This is a genomic window from Acidovorax sp. Leaf73 (assembly GCF_916855635.1).
Lineage (GTDB): Bacteria > Pseudomonadota > Gammaproteobacteria > Burkholderiales > Burkholderiaceae_C > Acidovorax > Acidovorax facilis.
The window spans coordinates 373,691-389,708 of the sequence record NZ_CAKASI010000003.1; the positions used below are offsets into that span (position 1 = coordinate 373,691).

Consider the following 16,018-nt stretch of genomic DNA (forward strand, 5'->3'; position numbering starts at 1 on the left):
TTACCGCATGCGCGCCAGCCCGCCCACCGCGCGCGCGGCGGCCACGATCTCGGCTTCGCTATAGCCTGCATACCCCAACAGCCAGCCACGCCGCGTGGACTGCATCGCATAGCGCGATAGTGGCGCCAGCATCACCCCGGCGGTGAGCGCCTTGCGGCTCAGGGTCTCGTCGTCACTGCCTGGGGCGGCTTCGTACAGCAGGTGCATGCCCCGGTCGCTGGGCGCCAGCTGCAGGGCTCCGCCGCTCGCCTCGGCCAGCGCATCGATCAGCACCCGTTGGCGCGCCTGGTACAGCTCGCGCATCTGCCGCAGATGGCGCAGCAGGTGGCCTTCTGCAATGAAGCGCGCCAGCACCGCCTGGGTGTCGCCCGGTGCATGCCGGTCGGTGATGGCGCGGGCCATGGCAAAGGCCTCCACCAGTGCGGGTGGCACCACCACAAAACCCAGGCGCAGGCCGGGGTGCAGCGTCTTGCTGAAGGTGCCCACGTAGAGCACGCGTTCCGAGCCCGGCAGGCTGCACAGCGCGGGTACGCGCTGGGCAGCGCCGCCGTACTGAAACTCGCCGTCGTAGTCGTCTTCCACCACCCAGGCGTCGTGTGCGCGCGCCCATTGCAGCAGCGCCTGCCGCCGCGCCAGGCCCATGCACACGCCGGTGGGGAACTGGTGCGTGGGCGTGACCACGGCCATGCGCGCGCTGGGCCACTGGGCCGCGCCCTCGTCGATGCGCAGGCCCTGCGCATCCAGCGCTACAGGCCGCGCCAGCACACCGTGGCCCAGCAGGCTGGCGCGGATGCCCGGGTAGCCGGGGTCTTCCACCAGCACCTCGTCGCCCACGTCCAGCAGCAGCCGCGCGATCAGGTCGATGCCCTGCTGTGAGCCCGAGCACACCACCACCTGCGCCGCATCGCAGCGGATGCCGCGCGACGCCCACAGCCACAGGGCCACGGCCTGGCGCAGGTCGGGGTCGCCGGCAGGGTCTAGGTACTGCGCGCGGGCGCTGCGCTGACGGGGGCTGGCCTGGCGTGCCAGGCGGTCCCACAGGGCAAACGGAAACGTGTCCACTTCGGGCGCGCCGATGCGGAACGCGCGTGCCGCCACATGCGGCGGCCGCCAGCGGGCAGCCGTCTCGGCAATGAGCTGCCCGCGCCGCGAGAGCCCACGCGGCGGCGCCACCAGCCCTTGCGGAGGCGGTGCGCCTGCGGCCTGCGAGACATAGGTGCCGTCGCCCACACGCGCCTCCACATACCCTTCGGCCTGCAGGCGCTGCACGGCCCACAGCACGGTGTTGCGTGACACGCCCAGGCTGGCTGCGTGCTCGCGCGACGGCGGCAGGCGCGTGCCCGCCGGCAGGCGGCCCTGTTCGATGGCGCTGCGCAGCTGCTCGTACACCTGCTGGCGCAACTGGCCCAGGCGCCCGTCCCGGGGGGCTGTGGTCTTGGGATTGGCTCCGGCAACTGGCATGAATTGGCCCCTTGGTTGTGGTGATGCAACCATAAACTGAAGAGCCATTTTAGAAATCCCGGGCTTGTGTTTCCTCCAAGGCCCGGCCACCGCAAGAAAGACCTATCCATGGCCGAGCACACCGCCACTATCACCTGGTCCCGTGGCAACGATGACTTTCTGGACAAGCGCTACCACCGCACCCACACCTGGCAGTTCGATGGCGGCGCCACCGTGGCCGCGTCGTCGTCACCCCATGTCGTGCCGCTGCCGTATTCCGACGCGGCAGCGGTGGACCCGGAAGAAGCCTATGTCGCGGCCCTGTCGAGCTGCCACATGCTGTGGTTTATGGACTTCGCCAGCCGCGCGGGCTATCGGCTCAACAGCTACGCCGACGCCGCCGTGGGCACCATGGCCAAGAACGCGCAGGGGCAGCTTGTCGTCACCCACGTGCAGTTGCGCCCCGTCACGCGCTTTGATGGGGCCCACGCGCCCAGCGCTGCCCAGCTGGACGACCTGCACCACCGCGCCCACACAACGTGCTTTCTGGCCAACTCGGTCAAGACGCAGATCGACTGCGCGCCCGTGCTCGAAGTGGATGGGGCCTGACATGACCATTGCCAACCGCCAGTTTCAAGTCACCGACCCGGCCGCGCAGCAGGGACTGGTGCAGGCCCAGCCCCTGGCCACCCTGGTCGTGTCGCACGAGGGCACGCTGCACGTGAACCATGTGCCTTTGTATCTGGACCCCTCGCGCGGACCGCACGGCACGCTGGTGGGCCATGTGGGGCGCGGCAACGGCGTGTGGCCGCTGCTGCCGCAGCAGGCCGTGGCCGTGTTCCACGGCCCCCAGGCCTATGTGTCGCCCTCGTGGTATCCGTCCAAGGCCATCGACGGCAAGCAGGTGCCCACCTGGAACTACGCCACCGTGCACGCCCACGGCACGCTCAGCGCGGTGGACGATCCAGTGCAGTTGCGCGCCATCCTGCACATTCTGAGCGAGCGGCACGAGGCGCACCGCCCCGACCCTTGGCGCATTGACGATGCCCCGCCCGACTACATCGACAAGCTGCTGGGCGCCATCGTGGGCATCGAGCTGGCGGTGGAGCGTTGGGAAGGCGTCTGGAAGGTGAGCCAGAACCGCACCGACACCGACCGCGCGGGCGTGGTGCAGGGCCTGATGGCCGAGGGCACATCTGCAGCACAAGACATGGCCGCGCTGGTGCGGGTGGCTTGATGCCTTGAGTACACGCCAGCATCAAAATTGATAGCTTGTGGCGCTTGATAGATAAGCGATAGAGCCTGTTTCGACCATATTTTTTAGGTGGCTGAAATCGTTCATCACCGTTCGGGCTGAGCCTGTCGAAGCCGTGCGCGGCGCTTCGACAGCCTCAGCGTGAACGGGTTATGGACGAATCATCCCTCCAGCAGCTCCACCCGCAGCGCTGCCACTGGCCCGGCCACCGCAGGGTGGGCGGCCAGTGCGTGCACGGCCAGGTCTACCGTGGCTTGGGCCACGGCATCGGTCAGCACCAGCACTTGGGGCTCGCTGCCCGTGGGCAGCGCTTTGTCGCAGGCCAGCTCTACACGCTGCACGGGCAAGTGCTGCGCCGCCAGCCAGGCACCCACGGCTTCGATCTGCTGGGCGCTGTGCACAGGCACGCGCAGGTAGTGGCGGGTGTGCACGGCTGCGCGGGGCAGCACGGCCAGTTGCTCGTCCATCGCCTGGGGGTGAAACCCCAGGTGCGGCACGCGCTGCTGTGTACGGGTGCCATCCAGGCGCGCCACGTCCACCAGGTCGGCAATCACGGCCGATGCGGTTTGCTCGGACCCCGCACCCGCGCCGTAGAACATCGTCACGCCCGACGCATCGCCCTTGACCATCACCGCGTTCATCGAGCCGTTCACCTGCGCCAGCAAATGCGCGGCAGGCACCAGCGCAGGTTGCACGCGCAGCTCCACGCCGTCCACATCGCTCTCTTTGCGCCGCTTGGCCACGCCCAGCAGCTTGATGCGAAAGCCCAGTTGCTCGGCGCAGGCCACGTCCAGCCCCTGCAAGCGGGTGATGCCCTCCACCTGCGCATCGGCAAAGCGCACCGGCATGCCGAACGCATTGGCCGCCAGCAGCGAGATCTTGTGCGCAGCGTCGACGCCCTCGATGTCAAACGTCGGATCGGCCTCGGCATAGCCCAGCGCCTGGGCCTGCGCCAGCGCTTCGGCAAAGCCAACACCCTCATCGCGCATCTTGCTCAGGATGAAGTTGGTGGTGCCGTTGATGATGCCCGCCACCCATTCGATGCGGTTGGCCGTGAGGCCCTCGCGCAGCGCCTTCACGATGGGGATGCTCACCGCCACCGCGCCTTCATAGGCCACGGCCACGCCGTGCTGGCGGGCGGCGGCAAAGATCTCGTTGCCGTGCGTGGCCAGCAGCGCCTTGTTGGCCGTGACCACATGCTTGCCCGCGCGGATGGCGGCCAACACCCAGTCGCGCGCAGGGCCGGTGCCGCCAGCGGCTTCCACCAGCACATCCACATCGGGGTGTGTGGCCACCTGCATGGGGTCGTTGGTCAGGGCCACATCTTTGCCCACCACCCTCATGGCGCGGGCGAGGCTGCGGGCGCAGACCACCACCAGCTTGATCTCCCGCCCTGCGCGGCCTGCGATGAGCGCCTGGTTGCGTGCCAGCACGCGAAAGGTGCCCGCGCCCACGGTGCCAATGCCGATCATGCCCACGCGCAGGGGGCGCATGGCCGTGGCGTGCGGCGGCAACGATGGGGCTTCGAGGGACGGGACGGGATCGCGGTACATGGTCTTCTCCGGCTAACGAACGAACAAACAAAAAAACCCAGCTGCCAGAGCTGGGTTTCGTGCATTCGTCTTGGGGGAGAAGAGAGCGATCACCAGGTGGCTGCCGAAACGGCCACCTGCGCGTGCTCAGGTGGCCGCGGTGGTAATGGTGGTAATCATTCGTGCACCCAGTGCCCGCTGTTCACCATTGGCCCGCGTGAATGCGGGCGGCATCATGCCCATGCCTTGGAAGGCAGCGGCGCGTGCGGTGAAGGGGATGGAGGTGTACGACATGAAGGGCGCAGTGTACTGGATGCGTGCCGGGGCCTGTCAACCCGTCTGTACGCGCCTGCGTGCGCCTGTGGCGCAACGGCCTCACCGGGCCTGGGTGGCTGCCACGCGCACCATGCGGATCGCATCGAATGGGCAGCGCACCGCACACAGCGCGCACCCGGTGCAGCCCGGCGCATCGTGCAGGGTGGAACACTTGGGACCCCAGGGCCCCGTGCCTTGCACCTGCAGCGACAGCACATGCGGCGGGCACACCGCAATGCACCAGCCGCAGCCGGTGCAGCGCTGGGGGTCGATGGTGGGCAGTGCCTTGGGGGTGGTCGTGGTCATGTGGTGCGGTGGTGCTGGCAGTGTGCCCCTGGAGCGGGCTCCCCCACAAGGAGCGCGCTACAGTGCCCCTCATGAACGCAGAACCCCACTCCACCATCACCCGCCATCTGTTGATCACCGGCCATGTGCAGGGCGTGGGCTACCGCTGGTCCATGGTGCAGGCCGCCGAACGCCTGGGCGTGAAGGGCTGGGTGCGCAACCGCCAGGATGGCCGCGTGGAGGCCTGCGCATGGGGCACCGAGCAGGCCGTGCTGGCCCTCATCGACTGGGCGCAGCAGGGGCCTGTGCATGCGCGGGTGGAACGTGTGGTGGTGGGCAATGTGCCCGATGGTGGCGAGGCCCCGCAGGGGTTTGTGCAGCGAGAGACGCTGTAGCTGCGCCGCTGCTATGGGCGCAGGCCCAGTTGCCTCAGCAACTCCATCGCCCCCGCAGGCGCCCGCTCCTTCGCCCCGTTGATGAAGTACACGAACACATCGCGCGGCCGCTCGCCGCCCGTCCAGGTGCGCACGCCATCGGCCCACTGTGCAATCGCCTTGGGCGTGTAGCCGGTGGGCACATCGGCCTGGCTGCGCATCAGCCGCAGGTAGGCAAAATCGGCCTCTGCATCTGCGATGGCGGGAAACTTTTCGGAGTCCGTGTAGACAGGCACGCAGCCGTATTGGCGGGCCAGCGCCACGAACTCTGGCGTGGCAAAACTCGGGTGGCGCACATCCAGGGCGTGGCGCAGCCGCAGGCCATCCACCTGTTGTGGCAGCAGGGCCAGAAAGGCCTCAAAGTCCCGTGGCTCAAACACCTTGGTCGGCATGAACTGCCACACGATGGGCCCGAGCTTGTGCTTGAGTTCCGAGATGCCGCTCTCCACAAACCGCGTGATCGACTCGCCTGCCTGCGCCAGCACGCGCCGGTGCGTGGCAAAACGGTTGGCTTTGAGCGAGAACAGGAAACCTTCGGGCGTTTCATCCCGCCACTTGGCGAAGGTGGGCGGCTTGAAGGTGCTGTAGTACGTGCCGTTGACCTCGATGGAGGTGAGCTGGCGGCTGGCGTACTGCAGCTCCTTGCTGTGCGCGAGGCCTGCGGGGTAGAAGTTGTCGCGCCAGGGCTCGAAGGTCCAGCCGCCGATGCCGATGCGGATGTTTTGGCTTCTGCTGCTACTGCCTGCGTTGGTGCTACCAGTGCTGTCCACGGTGTTCCCCTCATGAATCCACGGAAGGGCCACTGTAGCAGCGGCCTGCTGCGCCTGGAGAGCCCACAGAGCGGTGCTATGGCTGCGGGCCGGGCAGCTCGACCCGCGCCTCCAGCCCCGCACCATCCTCACGCGGCCCCAGCACCAGCCGGCCGCCCAGCGCCTGCGCCAGCTCGTTCGCAATGGCCAGGCCTAGCCCCGTGCCGCCTGTGCCGCGGTTGCGCGAGTCTTCCAGCCGCACATAGGGTTGGAGCACGGCGGCCAGGTCAGCTTCCGGTATGCCCGGCCCCCGGTCCAGCACGCGCAGCAGCCACTGGCCGTGATCTCCAGCCTCCAGACTCACTTCAGCCGCGCCCGCGAACTTGAGCGCGTTGTCCACCAGGTTGCACACCAGCCGGCGCAGGGCCTGCGGGCGCGAGTCGCAGGTGCCAGGGTCTGCGTGCAGCAGCGTCACGGGCAGGCCCGCATCGGCGTAGTCGAACGCAATGCTCTGCAGCAGCGCGCGCAGGTCCACGCGCTGTGGGGGCTCCTGGGCCGCCTGGGACGAGCGCGCGTAGGCGATGCCCTCTTCCACCAGCGACTGCATCTCGGCCAGGTCTGCGTGCAGCTTGCCCTGCAGCGCGGTGTCGTCCAGCAGGTCGGCGCGCAGGCGCAAGCGGGTGATGGGCGTTTGCAGGTCGTGCGAGACGGCGGCCAGGATGCGCATGCGCTCCTCCAGGTGCGCCTGGATGCGCTGCTGCATGCGGTTGAAGGCCTGGGCAGCGCGCTGCACCTCGCGCGGGCCGTCCTCGGCCAGGGGCACGGCGGCGCGGTCGGCACCCAGCGCATCGGCCGCATCGGCCAGCGTGCGCAAGGGCCGCGTGGCCGCGCGCACGGCCCAGGCGCACAGGCCTACCAGCAGCGCCAGCTGTAGCGCCAGCGCGCCCAGCACCCAGGGCGAGACCTGCAGCCGGGGCTCGTCCATGTCCACGGCCAGCGGCGTGCCGTCGCTCAACTGGAGCTGCAGGCGCAGCTCGGTGCCGGGCACGTGGGGGTCGATCACCCGCACCGTCTGGCCGGGGGGCAGCGTGGCGCCCACGGCGCCTGCAATCAGGCGGGCCAGGTCGGACGGGTCTTCGGGTACGTCCAGCGGCGCGGTCAGCGCAAACCGGTAGTTGCGACGCGCCAGCCGGTCCACCCACTGCGCGCGCTCCGCGGCGGGCAGGCGGTCCAGCATGGCCACGGAGCTGGCCACATCGCTCGCCAGGTACGACACCATGGCGCGGCGCATGGTCATGCTGCGCTCGGTGATCGCCAGCACGAAGGTCAGCGCATGCGCCAGCGCCAGGCCCAGTGCCAGCACCAGCAGGATGCGACCGAACAGCGAGCGGGGCCACCAGCGCAGCGTCATGCGGCGGCTCCTCCCGGCGCGGGTGCGGTTGCCGATGCGGGCAACACGTTGGCGCAGAACACATAGCCCTCGTTGCGCACGGTCTTGATATAGCGCGAGCCGCGTACCCCGTCGCCCAGCCGCTGGCGCACGCGGCTGACCAAGAGGTCGATGGAGCGGTCGAACACATCGGCATCGCGACCCTGCGTGAGCTGCAGCAGCTGGTCGCGTGTGAGGATGCGCTGGGGGTGGTCCAGCAGCACGCGCAGCAGCCGGTATTCGGCGCCCGACAGCGCCACCACTGCGCCCGTGGCATCGAGCAGGTGCCGCGCCGTGGTGTCCAGCCGCCAGTCGCCGAACGCAAGGTGGCGCGCGGGCTCGGCCACGGCCAGGTTGGGCGGCAGCATGCGCGTGCGCCGCAGCACGGCGTGGATGCGCGCGAGCAGCTCGCGCGCGGCAAAGGGCTTGGTCAGGTAGTCGTCCGCGCCCAGCTCCAGGCCCAGGATGCGATCCGCCTCGTCGCTGCGCGCGGTGAGCATGATGATGGGCAGCGGCGGCGTGCCGGGGCTGCGCAGCTCGCGGCACAGCGCGATGCCGTCGGTGCCCGGCAGCATCAAGTCCAGTACCAAGAGGTCGATGCGTTGCGTGGCCAGCACCTCGCGCATCTGCCTGCCGTCGGCTGCCACGCTCACCTGCAGGCCCTGGCGCTGCAGGTACTCGGCCGCCAGCTCGCGGATGCCGGCGTCGTCATCGACGATCAGGATGTGGTCGGGCGGGGTCGTCGTCATGGGCGCTGATTGTCCAGGCTTTGGCGCCTAGCGGTGAGGCCGGTACGGGCCCGCATGTATCTGAACTTGTCTGCCGGTGCCGCCGACACGCGCGCATACCAAAAGGCCTGTGCAGGACAAACCGCCGATACGTACGCTGGCTTCAATGCAGTCTTCCTGAACGTCACGAGGACTTGCCATGAAACCATCCTTCGCCCTGGCCGCCGCTGCGCTGGCCCTGGGCTTGGCGCACAACGCCAGCGCGCAAGAGGCTGCCACCCAGCCCGCCACGGCGGCGCACCCCAAGGCCCCGCTGGGCCGCTGGATCACCGAAAGCGGAAACCTGGAGGTGGAGATTGCTCCCTGCCCCACTAACGCCAATGGCACTGCCAGTGCGAACACCGGTGGCAGCAGCGGCACCAACACCCTCTGCGGCAAGGTGGTGCGCGTGCTGGCCAACCGGTCGATGAGTGCACCCGGCACCGAGATGACCGCGGCCGACGCGCGGCCCGCGCTGGGCATGACGATGCTGTCCGGCCTGCGCGACAGCGGCAGCGGCGAGTACCAAGGCGAGATTTACAACCGCGAGAACGCCAAGACCTACCGCTCCACCCTCACCCCCGCTGAGCCCGACCAGCTGCTGGTGCGCGCGTATGTCGGTATCCCGCTGTTCGGCAAGACGCAGGTGTGGCGTCGCCCGGCCGCAGAGCGTGGGGGCGTGCAATGAGCATGGCCGCCACCTCCCCCTGGCTGGCTGTGGCCGCTGGCATGCTGACTGTGGGCGCGCCCTGCGTGCTGCCCATGTTGCCGGTGGTGCTGGGGGCGTCGGTGGCGGGCGGCCCAGCGCAGCGCACGCGTCCGCTGTTCATCGCGCTGGGGTTTGCGCTGTCGTTCGCAGCCGTGGCGCTGCTGTTCAGCAGCTTCACGCAGGTGCTGGGCGTGTCGCCCGAGGGCTTGCGCCGGTTCGCCGCCGTATTGCTGCTGGTGTTTGGCGTGCTCACGGTGTGGCCCAAGCCATTTCAGTGGCTGAGCCAACAGGCGGGTGGCGTGCTCAACCGCGCGGCCAGCCTGGGGATGGGCGCATCGGCGGGCAACTGGGGCGGGCTGCTGCTGGGTCTGAGCCTGGGTGCGGTGTGGACGCCCTGCGCCGGGCCGGTTCTGGCCTCCATCCTCACGCTCATCGCCACGGAGCCGCCGGGGGTCAGCACGGCGGTGCTGTTGCTGGCCTATTCCACCGGCGCCGCGCTGCCCATGCTGGCCATCGCCTACGGCGGTCAGGCCGCGGCCAGTCATGTGCGCCGCATCTCCCGCCATGCGCACCGCGTGCAGCAGGTTTTTGGGGTGGTGGTCATCGCCGTCGCGCTGGCCATGCTGCTGGAGGTGGATGGCCAGGTCACAGCGTGGCTGTCGCAGTTCTATCCCTCAAGTTTTGGAGGGCTGTAAGCGGCCCTCAGCAAGGAGTTTCACCATGACATCGCGCATTTCTTCACCCATCTCGTTTCAGCGCCGCACGTTCCTGGCGTCTGCAGCATCTGTGGCTGCCGCCGTGGCGGCACCCGCCCTCACCCACGCAGCAGGGCCCGCCGTCCAGGCGGCCACGCTGCCCGACTTTGGCGCGGCACCCGAGTTCACGGGCATCGAGCGCTGGCTCAACTCCCAGCCGCTCACTCTGGCCCAGCTGCGCGGCCGCGTGGTGCTGGTGGACTTCTGGACGTACGCCTGCATCAACTGCATCCGCACCCTGCCTCACGTGAACCGCTGGGCAGAGCAGTACACGCCCCAGGGACTCACCGTGGTCGGCGTGCACACGCCGGAGTTTCCATTCGAGCGCACCACCAGCAGCGTCGAGGTGGCCATGCGCCGCCATGGCGTGAAGCACCCCGTGGCGCAGGACAACCGCTACGGCACCTGGAAGGCCTACAGCAACCAGTACTGGCCCGCGGCCTACCTCATCGATGCGCAGGGCCGCATTCGCTACAAGCACTTTGGCGAAGGCGAATACGAGCGCACCGAGGCCGTAATCCGCGCGCTGCTCGCGGCGCGGAGCTAGGCGTTCTGGCTCCACCGTTCACTCATTTTTATCCCGTCATTTCTCTGCCCGCTCTCCACTCACCTTTGCAGGACTCTTGCACCATGCCGTACCCTCGCCTTCAATTTGCCCTGGTCACACTCGCCGCGGCCGCTGCTGCTCTCTGCATGGCCGCTACCAGCCATGCCCAGGCACCGCAACTGCCCCCGCCCGACGCCACCCACCCCGCCACGCTGCAGCTGATGCAGGGCTTTCCGCCGCCGCCCGACAAGGTCGTGCGCCTGGCCAACATCCTCAAATACCCCAACGTGCGCTGGGCCGCGCACCACCTGCGCGAGCTGGGCCCCACGGCGGCCGTGTGGCGCGGCGCCGGCGCACCCAGCGCGCTACTCGCCGCAGCCCGCGCGCTGGACGATGCACTGCCGGTGCCCGACGGCAAGGGCGGCACCACCACGCTGGCTGACTGGCAAAAGGCCACCTACACCGATGGCCTGCTGGTGCTGCACCGGGGCCGTGTCGTGTACGAGCGCCACCACATCGGCATGCAGCCGCACCAGCCCCACGTGCTGTGGTCCATGAGCAAATCGCTCACCGGCCTGCTGGCCACTGAACTCATCCAGGAAGGCGTGATCGACCCGAAAGCGCTGATTCCCCGCTACCTGCCCGAGCTGGCCACCAGCGCCTGGGCCGATGCCACCGTGCAGCAGACCCTGGACATGACGACCGGCGTGCAATACGCCGAGAACTTTGCCGACCCTGCGTCCGGCGTTTTCCAGTACCTGGCCGCCGCAGGCCTGCAGCCCGCGCCGCCCGGCAGCAACGCCGCCAAAAGCATGGCCGAGTTCCTGCCCACGTTGAAGAAAGAAGGGGAGCACGGCACCGCGTTTGCGTACAAGTCGGTGGACACGGAAGTACTGGGCTGGCTGCTTCAGCGCGTGACGGGCAAGAGCTACGCCACGCTGCTGTCCGAGCGCATCTGGTCGCGCCTGGGCGCGCAGGAGGATGCCTATGTGTTTGCCGATGCGAACGGTGGCCAGTCCACCAGCGTCGGCGTGAACGCCACGCTGCGCGACTTGGGGCGCTTTGGAGAAATGCTTCGTGCCAATGGCAGCTTCAACGGCCAGCAGATCATCTCGGCCGCCACCATTGCCGAGCTGCGCAAGGGTGCCGATCCCACGAAATTCAGCAAGGCCCCCGGCACGGCCATGCGCGCGGGCTACTCGTACCACAACCAGTGGTGGGTGCCGCACGATGCGGACGGTACGCTGGAAGCCAAGGGCCTGATGGGCCAGCACATCCACATCAACCCGGCGGCAGAACTGGTGGTGGTGAAGCTATCAACACACCCGGTGCCCAACACGGCCTTCACCCACGCGCTGGACCGGCAGGCGTTTGCTGCGCTGGCAGCGGCGGTGCGGGCTCGCTGAGGGTGAAGAAGAATCGGCCAAGGCGGCGCCCCCGGCGCTGCGCCTGTACCGTTAGCTACTTCACGAGCGTGGCGGTCAGCGTGATCTCTGGCACCGAGGCCAGCGCCTTCGACAGCGGGCAGTTGGCCTTGGCATCGGCCGCTAGCTTCTGAAAGGCCGCGTCGTCCAAGCCCGGCACCTTGGCCGTGAGCGTGAGGGCGATGCGGTCAATCACAAAACCATCGCCTTCCTTGCTGAGCCGCACGCTGGCCGTGGTGTCGACGGTCTCGGTGGCGATGCCAGCCTTCTCGGCGGCAAAAGAAAACGCCATGGTGAAGCAGGCTGCATGGGCAGCGCCCACGATCTCCTCGGGATTGGTGCCCTTGCGGTCGTCGCCGAAGCGGCTGGCAAAGCCGTAGGGGTACTTGTCCAGTGCGCCGGTCTCGGTGCTGATCTGGCCCTGGCCGGACTTGCCGGCACCTTCCCAGTGAACGCTGGCTTTCTTTTCAGACATGGTGTGCTCCTTGTGGTGAATGGGGTGAACCGCCCATGTCACCACGCCCCGCCGCTCGGGCGTGTGGGACACCGTCGCGTCGTGCTGTCCATCTTGAACGTGCATCGTGGCGGGCATGGGTGCCCGTTGCAGCGCTAGTGTGGTGTTGCATGCTTGACGGCACATTGAAAGCCGATGGATTTTTGGTCAGGGCAAGGCGCAAGCCACAGCGACACCCGTAGGTATCGCGCGGATTTGCAACGCCGCCCTGGCCGAAAAGACCCGGTTAGAAGTGCCGGATAGCGTCCAACACCACACTAAACGTCTTCAATGAGGGGCTGGGTCCGCACCATGCGGATCGCATCAAACGGACACCGCACCGCGCACAAGGCGCACCCCGTGCAGATCGCAGCAGCAGGATAGAGCCAGGCGACCACGACAGCATTGCAGCTCAGCGCACGCAGCACCGCTGGTCGAGCGCTGCCGTGGTGGGCGGGCTGTAACCACCATCGAAGGCGGGTGCGCTGGCGATACCGTGCGTGCACGCCCCTGCAGCAGCAACAGTGCCTCCAGCATCATCCGGCACCTTCACATCCATGGACACGTCCAGGGCGTCAGCTACCGCTGGTCCATGATGCTGGCTGCCCAGCAGCGCGGTGTGCAAGTGCCGTGATGGCAGAGCCTGCGGAGCCTTGGGCAGGCCTTGTACAGAGGGACACGGTGTAGGAGCAGGGAGGTTGGTCAGCTTGCACCGTGTCGGGTGCCGCGCTGCTGCACCAACCGACGGATTGGTCTTGGTGACCGTTCAGCCCTTGCGCTGCAAGTCCCGAGCCCCATAAGCACAGTACCCAGGCTTGGGGCTCTTCTTTTGTGGGTGCAGCCGGCACGTCTCGGGCCGCTTGTCATACACCGTGCACAGCCGGGTCTTCGGGTCCAGAAAATTGCAGTCCCCGCTGGCCCGCCGCGCCATCGTGAAGATCGCGTTCTTGTGATTGAAGTGGTCAATCAACCGCGCCTTGAGCAGCCGCTTGGCAATGTGCCGCAGCTCTTCATGCTCGGCCTCGAACGGGTCTACCAGCTCAAGCCGCACCAGGTCGGGCAACAGCACTTCCAGCGGCATCGTGCAGCAGTTGGCCGCGCAGGTGTCGCACAGGCCTGCGCGGTAGCGGGTCCAGGTGTCGAGCCGGTCGACGTCAACGATGGCGATGGGATATCTCAACGATCAGACGTCGATATTGCCCGCCCGCAAAGCGTTCGTTTCAATGAAATCCCGCCGGGGCTCCACCTCATCCCCCATCAGCATCGTGAACACCCGGTCCGCCTCGATCGCGTCGTCGATCTGCACGCGCAGCAGGCGGCGCACGTTGGGGTCCATCGTGGTTTCCCACAGCTGCTCGGGGTTCATCTCGCCCAGGCCCTTGTAGCGCTGGCGGGATGTGCTGCGTTCGGCTTCGCTGATCAGCCACTTCATGGCCTGGCGGAAGTCGCCGACTTTTTCTTCCTTCTGCTTTTCGCCTTCGCCGCGCAGGGCTTTGGCGCCCTCGCCCAGCAGGCCGCGGAAGGTCTCTGCAGCTTCGGCCAGGGCGGCGTAGTCGGCGCCGTGCACGAAGTCTTGCGTGATGACGCTGCTCTTGATGTTGCCGTGGTGGCGGCGGCTGATGCGCAGCAGGGGCTTGTCGGTGCGGGCGTCGAACTCGCCAGCCACTTCGGCGGGGGCGCCGGTGGTGTTCAGTTCGCGCAGCTTGGCCTGCAGGGCCACGGCGCTGGCTTCAGCGTCGGCCACGGTGTCGAGCTTCAAGCTCACGCCATCGGCAATGGCGCGCAGGGCTTCGGCGTCCATGAAGTTGCCCAGGCGCGCAATGACGCTCTCGGCGATCTGGTGCTTGCGCGCCAGTTCGGCCAGGGTGTCGCCGGTCAGCGTTTGTGGGTTGGCACCGCCGGTGGTCACGCTGGCGTGGTTGAGCGCAATGCGCAGCAGGAAGCCGTCGAGCGCGGGGGCGTCCTTCAGGTACAGCTCTTCCTTGCCAGCTTTCACCTTGTACAGCGGTGGCTGGGCAATGTAGATGTGGCCGCGCTCGACCAGCTCGGGCATCTGGCGGTAGAAGAAGGTGAGCAGCAGGGTGCGGATGTGGGCGCCGTCGACGTCGGCGTCGGTCATGATGATGATGCGGTGGTAGCGCAGCTTGGCCACGTCGAAGTCGTCGCCACCCGTGGTGCCCCCGGCCTTGCCGATGCCGGTGCCGAGGGCGGTGATCAGCGTGAGGATTTCGTTGCTGGTCAGCAGCTTTTCGTAGCGGGCTTTTTCCACGTTCAGGATCTTGCCGCGCAGCGGCAGGATGGCCTGGAACTTGCGGTCACGGCCCTGCTTGGCAGAGCCACCGGCGGAGTCGCCCTCCACGATGTAGATTTCGCACAGGGCGGGGTCTTTTTCCTGGCAGTCGGCCAGTTTGCCGGGCAGGCCCATGCCGTCGAGCACGCCCTTGCGGCGGGTCATTTCGCGGGCCTTGCGGGCGGCTTCGCGGGCGCGGGCGGCTTCCACGATCTTGCCGCAGATGATCTTGGCGTCGGCCGGGCGCTCCTGCAGGTAATCGGTCAGCAGCTTGCCCACGATGTCTTCCACGGGGGCGCGCACTTCGCTCGATACCAGCTTGTCCTTGGTCTGGCTGCTGAACTTGGGCTCGGGCACCTTTACGCTGAGCACGCAGCACAGGCCTTCGCGCATGTCGTCGCCGGTCACTTCGACCTTGGCCTTCTTGGCGAACTCGTTTTCTTCGATGTACTTGTTGATGACGCGGGTCATCGCGGCGCGCAGGCCGGTGAGGTGGGTTCCGCCGTCACGCTGGGGGATGTTGTTGGTAAAGCAGAGCACTTGCTCGCTGTACGCGCTGTTCCACTGCATCGCCACTTCCACGCCGATGTGGGTGCCAGGGATGCCGCCATACGTCTCGGCCGGGCGCTCGCCCGCTGCGTAGAACGATGTGGGGTGCAGGACGGTCTTGCCCTTGTTGATGAACTCCACAAAGCCGCGCACGCCACCAGCGCCCGAGAAGTCGTCTTCTTTGCCGCTGCGCTCGTCCTTGAGGCGAATGCGCACGCCGTTGTTCAAGAACGAGAGTTCGCGCAGGCGCTTGGCCAGGATCTCGTAGTGGAACTCGTTGTTCTCCTTGAAGATCTCGGTGTCGGGCAAGAAGTGCACTTCGGTGCCGCGCTTGTCGGTGTCGTCCAGCACCTGCATGGGCGAGACTTCCACGCCGTCCACCGTCTGCACGATGCGGTTCTGCACAAAGCCCTTGCTGAACTCCAGCGCGTGCACCTTGCCTTCGCGGCGCACGGTCAAGCGCAGCATCTTGCTGAGCGCGTTCACGCAGCTCACGCCCACGCCATGCAGGCCGCCCGAGACCTTGTAGCTGTTCTGGTTGAACTTGCCGCCCGCGTGCAGTTCGGTCAGTGCGATCTCGGCGGCCGAGCGCTTGGGCTCGTGCTTGTCGTCCATCTTCACGCCGGTCGGAATACCCCGGCCGTTGTCGGTGACGCTGATGGAGTTGTCGGAATGGATGGTGACGACGATGTCGTCGCAGTGGCCGGCCAGGGCTTCGTCGATGGAGTTGTCGACCACCTCGAACACCAGGTGGTGCAGGCCGGTGCCGTCGCTGGTATCGCCGATGTACATGCCGGGGCGCTTGCGTACGGCCTCCAGGCCTTCGAGGATGGTGATGGCGCCTTCGCCGTAGCTTTCGCTGGCCCCGGCCTGGTTGGTGTCGATCTTGGCGAGGGTGGGCTCAACATGGCCGGAGACGCCGGTGTCTTCGGGCTCGGAGGGGATGTTGTCAACGGTCATGGTGGGCCTTGGGATCCGTGGAAACCGGGGTTTCCAATGTGTCAATATGGGTCAAATTGGGCTCTGGCGCTTATCCAGTAAGCGC

18 protein-coding genes and 1 pseudogene are annotated in these 16,018 nt (G+C 67.6%); 7 read left to right on the plus strand and 12 right to left on the minus strand.

Going from position 1 to position 16,018, the window contains the following annotated elements:
* Entirely contained in the window at nt 1–1,461 is a 1,461-nt protein-coding gene (locus LPA35_RS11515) for a PLP-dependent aminotransferase family protein (protein ID WP_228897076.1), read from the minus strand.
* A gap of 108 nt (nt 1,462–1,569) precedes the next feature.
* Between LPA35_RS11515 and LPA35_RS11520 the strand changes: the two genes are divergently transcribed.
* Together LPA35_RS11520 and LPA35_RS11525 are read left to right on the plus strand one after the other, a co-directional pair.
* Nucleotides 1,570–2,049 (plus strand): OsmC family protein, encoded by a 480-nt coding sequence (locus tag LPA35_RS11520; RefSeq protein WP_228897077.1) that lies wholly within the window; start codon nt 1,570–1,572, stop codon nt 2,047–2,049.
* Between the two features lies 1 nt (nt 2,050).
* Nucleotides 2,051–2,677, plus strand: a complete 627-nt coding sequence (locus LPA35_RS11525) for an FMN-binding negative transcriptional regulator (RefSeq protein WP_228897078.1) — start codon at nt 2,051–2,053, stop codon at nt 2,675–2,677.
* Nucleotides 2,678–2,856: 179 nt separating this feature from the next.
* On the opposite strand, the gene LPA35_RS11530 is transcribed toward LPA35_RS11525, so the two are convergent.
* The 3 genes from LPA35_RS11530 to LPA35_RS11540 form a co-directional block, all read right to left on the minus strand.
* Entirely contained in the window at nt 2,857–4,248 is a 1,392-nt protein-coding gene (locus tag LPA35_RS11530) for a homoserine dehydrogenase (RefSeq protein WP_228897079.1), read from the minus strand.
* A 126-nt stretch (nt 4,249–4,374) separates the two neighbouring features.
* Nucleotides 4,375–4,521: a hypothetical protein gene (locus tag LPA35_RS11535; RefSeq protein WP_158603834.1), complete on the minus strand. Its 147-nt coding sequence runs from the start codon at nt 4,519–4,521 to the stop codon at nt 4,375–4,377.
* 81 nt (nt 4,522–4,602) lie between these two features.
* Nucleotides 4,603–4,848, minus strand: coding sequence for an ATP-binding protein (locus LPA35_RS11540; RefSeq protein ID WP_228897080.1), 246 nt, complete (start codon nt 4,846–4,848; stop codon nt 4,603–4,605).
* A gap of 71 nt (nt 4,849–4,919) precedes the next feature.
* Here LPA35_RS11540 and LPA35_RS11545 point away from each other — a divergent pair, with 71 nt between their 5' ends.
* Nucleotides 4,920–5,222 (plus strand): acylphosphatase, encoded by a 303-nt coding sequence (locus LPA35_RS11545; protein ID WP_228897081.1) that lies wholly within the window; start codon nt 4,920–4,922, stop codon nt 5,220–5,222.
* A gap of 11 nt (nt 5,223–5,233) precedes the next feature.
* Here LPA35_RS11545 and LPA35_RS11550 read toward each other — a convergent pair whose 3' ends face one another.
* The 3 genes from LPA35_RS11550 to LPA35_RS11560 form a co-directional block, all read right to left on the minus strand.
* Nucleotides 5,234–6,031 (minus strand): DUF72 domain-containing protein, encoded by a 798-nt coding sequence (locus LPA35_RS11550; RefSeq protein ID WP_228897082.1) that lies wholly within the window; start codon nt 6,029–6,031, stop codon nt 5,234–5,236.
* A gap of 76 nt (nt 6,032–6,107) precedes the next feature.
* Entirely contained in the window at nt 6,108–7,421 is a 1,314-nt protein-coding gene (locus LPA35_RS11555) for an ATP-binding protein (RefSeq protein WP_228897083.1), read from the minus strand.
* Nucleotides 7,418–8,188, minus strand: a complete 771-nt coding sequence (locus tag LPA35_RS11560) for a response regulator (protein WP_228897084.1) — start codon at nt 8,186–8,188, stop codon at nt 7,418–7,420. Before LPA35_RS11560 ends, LPA35_RS11555 begins: the two co-directional genes overlap by 4 nt.
* A 178-nt stretch (nt 8,189–8,366) precedes the next feature.
* On the opposite strand from LPA35_RS11560, the gene LPA35_RS11565 reads away from it, so the two are divergent.
* The 4 genes from LPA35_RS11565 to LPA35_RS11580 all read left to right on the plus strand — a co-directional run bounded on the left by LPA35_RS11565 (nt 8,367) and on the right by LPA35_RS11580 (nt 11,623).
* On the plus strand, nt 8,367–8,894 hold the full coding sequence (locus LPA35_RS11565; RefSeq protein WP_228897085.1) for a DUF2147 domain-containing protein: 528 nt from the start codon (nt 8,367–8,369) through the stop codon (nt 8,892–8,894).
* A gap of 2 nt (nt 8,895–8,896) precedes the next feature.
* The gene (locus tag LPA35_RS11570; RefSeq protein WP_228897086.1) at nt 8,897–9,610 is read left to right on the plus strand and encodes a cytochrome c biogenesis CcdA family protein; all 714 of its coding nucleotides are present in this window, start codon (nt 8,897–8,899) and stop codon (nt 9,608–9,610) included.
* A 25-nt stretch (nt 9,611–9,635) separates the two neighbouring features.
* Entirely contained in the window at nt 9,636–10,217 is a 582-nt protein-coding gene (locus LPA35_RS11575; RefSeq protein ID WP_228897087.1) for a thioredoxin family protein, read from the plus strand.
* An 83-nt stretch (nt 10,218–10,300) separates the two neighbouring features.
* Complete coding sequence (locus tag LPA35_RS11580; RefSeq protein WP_228897088.1) at nt 10,301–11,623, plus strand: serine hydrolase; 1,323 nt, start codon at nt 10,301–10,303, stop codon at nt 11,621–11,623.
* Between the two features lie 55 nt (nt 11,624–11,678).
* On the opposite strand, the gene LPA35_RS11585 is transcribed toward LPA35_RS11580, so the two are convergent.
* The 5 genes and pseudogenes from LPA35_RS11585 to gyrB all read right to left on the minus strand — a co-directional run bounded on the left by LPA35_RS11585 (nt 11,679) and on the right by gyrB (nt 15,933).
* Nucleotides 11,679–12,116, minus strand: a complete 438-nt coding sequence (locus LPA35_RS11585) for an OsmC family protein (protein ID WP_228897089.1) — start codon at nt 12,114–12,116, stop codon at nt 11,679–11,681.
* Nucleotides 12,117–12,412: 296 nt separating this feature from the next.
* Nucleotides 12,413–12,499, minus strand: a pseudogene (locus LPA35_RS11590) (4Fe-4S binding protein); the annotation flags it as partial.
* Nucleotides 12,500–12,546: 47 nt separating this feature from the next.
* The gene (locus tag LPA35_RS11595) at nt 12,547–12,759 is read right to left on the minus strand and encodes a hypothetical protein (protein ID WP_228897090.1); all 213 of its coding nucleotides are present in this window, start codon (nt 12,757–12,759) and stop codon (nt 12,547–12,549) included.
* A 141-nt stretch (nt 12,760–12,900) separates the two neighbouring features.
* Nucleotides 12,901–13,314 (minus strand): YkgJ family cysteine cluster protein, encoded by a 414-nt coding sequence (locus LPA35_RS11600; RefSeq protein WP_228897091.1) that lies wholly within the window; start codon nt 13,312–13,314, stop codon nt 12,901–12,903.
* Nucleotides 13,315–13,317: 3 nt separating this feature from the next.
* Complete coding sequence (gene gyrB, locus LPA35_RS11605; protein WP_055401225.1) at nt 13,318–15,933, minus strand: DNA topoisomerase (ATP-hydrolyzing) subunit B; 2,616 nt, start codon at nt 15,931–15,933, stop codon at nt 13,318–13,320.
* Between the last annotated feature and the right edge of the window lie 85 nt (nt 15,934–16,018).

What these genes read in the sequence shown, in the direction of transcription:
- LPA35_RS11515 (WP_228897076.1), bottom strand. Translation starts at nt 1,461, where the DNA reads ATGCCAGTTGCCGGAGCCAATCCCAAGACCACAGCCCCCCGGGACGGG.
- LPA35_RS11520 (WP_228897077.1), top strand. Translation starts at nt 1,570, where the DNA reads ATGGCCGAGCACACCGCCACTATCACCTGGTCCCGTGGCAACGATGAC.
- LPA35_RS11525 (WP_228897078.1), top strand. Translation starts at nt 2,051, where the DNA reads ATGACCATTGCCAACCGCCAGTTTCAAGTCACCGACCCGGCCGCGCAG.
- LPA35_RS11530 (WP_228897079.1), bottom strand. Translation starts at nt 4,248, where the DNA reads ATGTACCGCGATCCCGTCCCGTCCCTCGAAGCCCCATCGTTGCCGCCG.
- LPA35_RS11535 (WP_158603834.1), bottom strand. Translation starts at nt 4,521, where the DNA reads ATGTCGTACACCTCCATCCCCTTCACCGCACGCGCCGCTGCCTTCCAA.
- LPA35_RS11540 (WP_228897080.1), bottom strand. Translation starts at nt 4,848, where the DNA reads ATGACCACGACCACCCCCAAGGCACTGCCCACCATCGACCCCCAGCGC.
- LPA35_RS11545 (WP_228897081.1), top strand. Translation starts at nt 4,920, where the DNA reads ATGAACGCAGAACCCCACTCCACCATCACCCGCCATCTGTTGATCACC.
- LPA35_RS11555 (WP_228897083.1), bottom strand. Translation starts at nt 7,421, where the DNA reads ATGACGCTGCGCTGGTGGCCCCGCTCGCTGTTCGGTCGCATCCTGCTG.
- LPA35_RS11560 (WP_228897084.1), bottom strand. Translation starts at nt 8,188, where the DNA reads ATGACGACGACCCCGCCCGACCACATCCTGATCGTCGATGACGACGCC.
- LPA35_RS11565 (WP_228897085.1), top strand. Translation starts at nt 8,367, where the DNA reads ATGAAACCATCCTTCGCCCTGGCCGCCGCTGCGCTGGCCCTGGGCTTG.
- LPA35_RS11570 (WP_228897086.1), top strand. Translation starts at nt 8,897, where the DNA reads ATGGCCGCCACCTCCCCCTGGCTGGCTGTGGCCGCTGGCATGCTGACT.
- LPA35_RS11575 (WP_228897087.1), top strand. Translation starts at nt 9,636, where the DNA reads ATGACATCGCGCATTTCTTCACCCATCTCGTTTCAGCGCCGCACGTTC.
- LPA35_RS11580 (WP_228897088.1), top strand. Translation starts at nt 10,301, where the DNA reads ATGCCGTACCCTCGCCTTCAATTTGCCCTGGTCACACTCGCCGCGGCC.
- LPA35_RS11585 (WP_228897089.1), bottom strand. Translation starts at nt 12,116, where the DNA reads ATGTCTGAAAAGAAAGCCAGCGTTCACTGGGAAGGTGCCGGCAAGTCC.
- gyrB (WP_055401225.1), bottom strand. Translation starts at nt 15,933, where the DNA reads ATGACCGTTGACAACATCCCCTCCGAGCCCGAAGACACCGGCGTCTCC.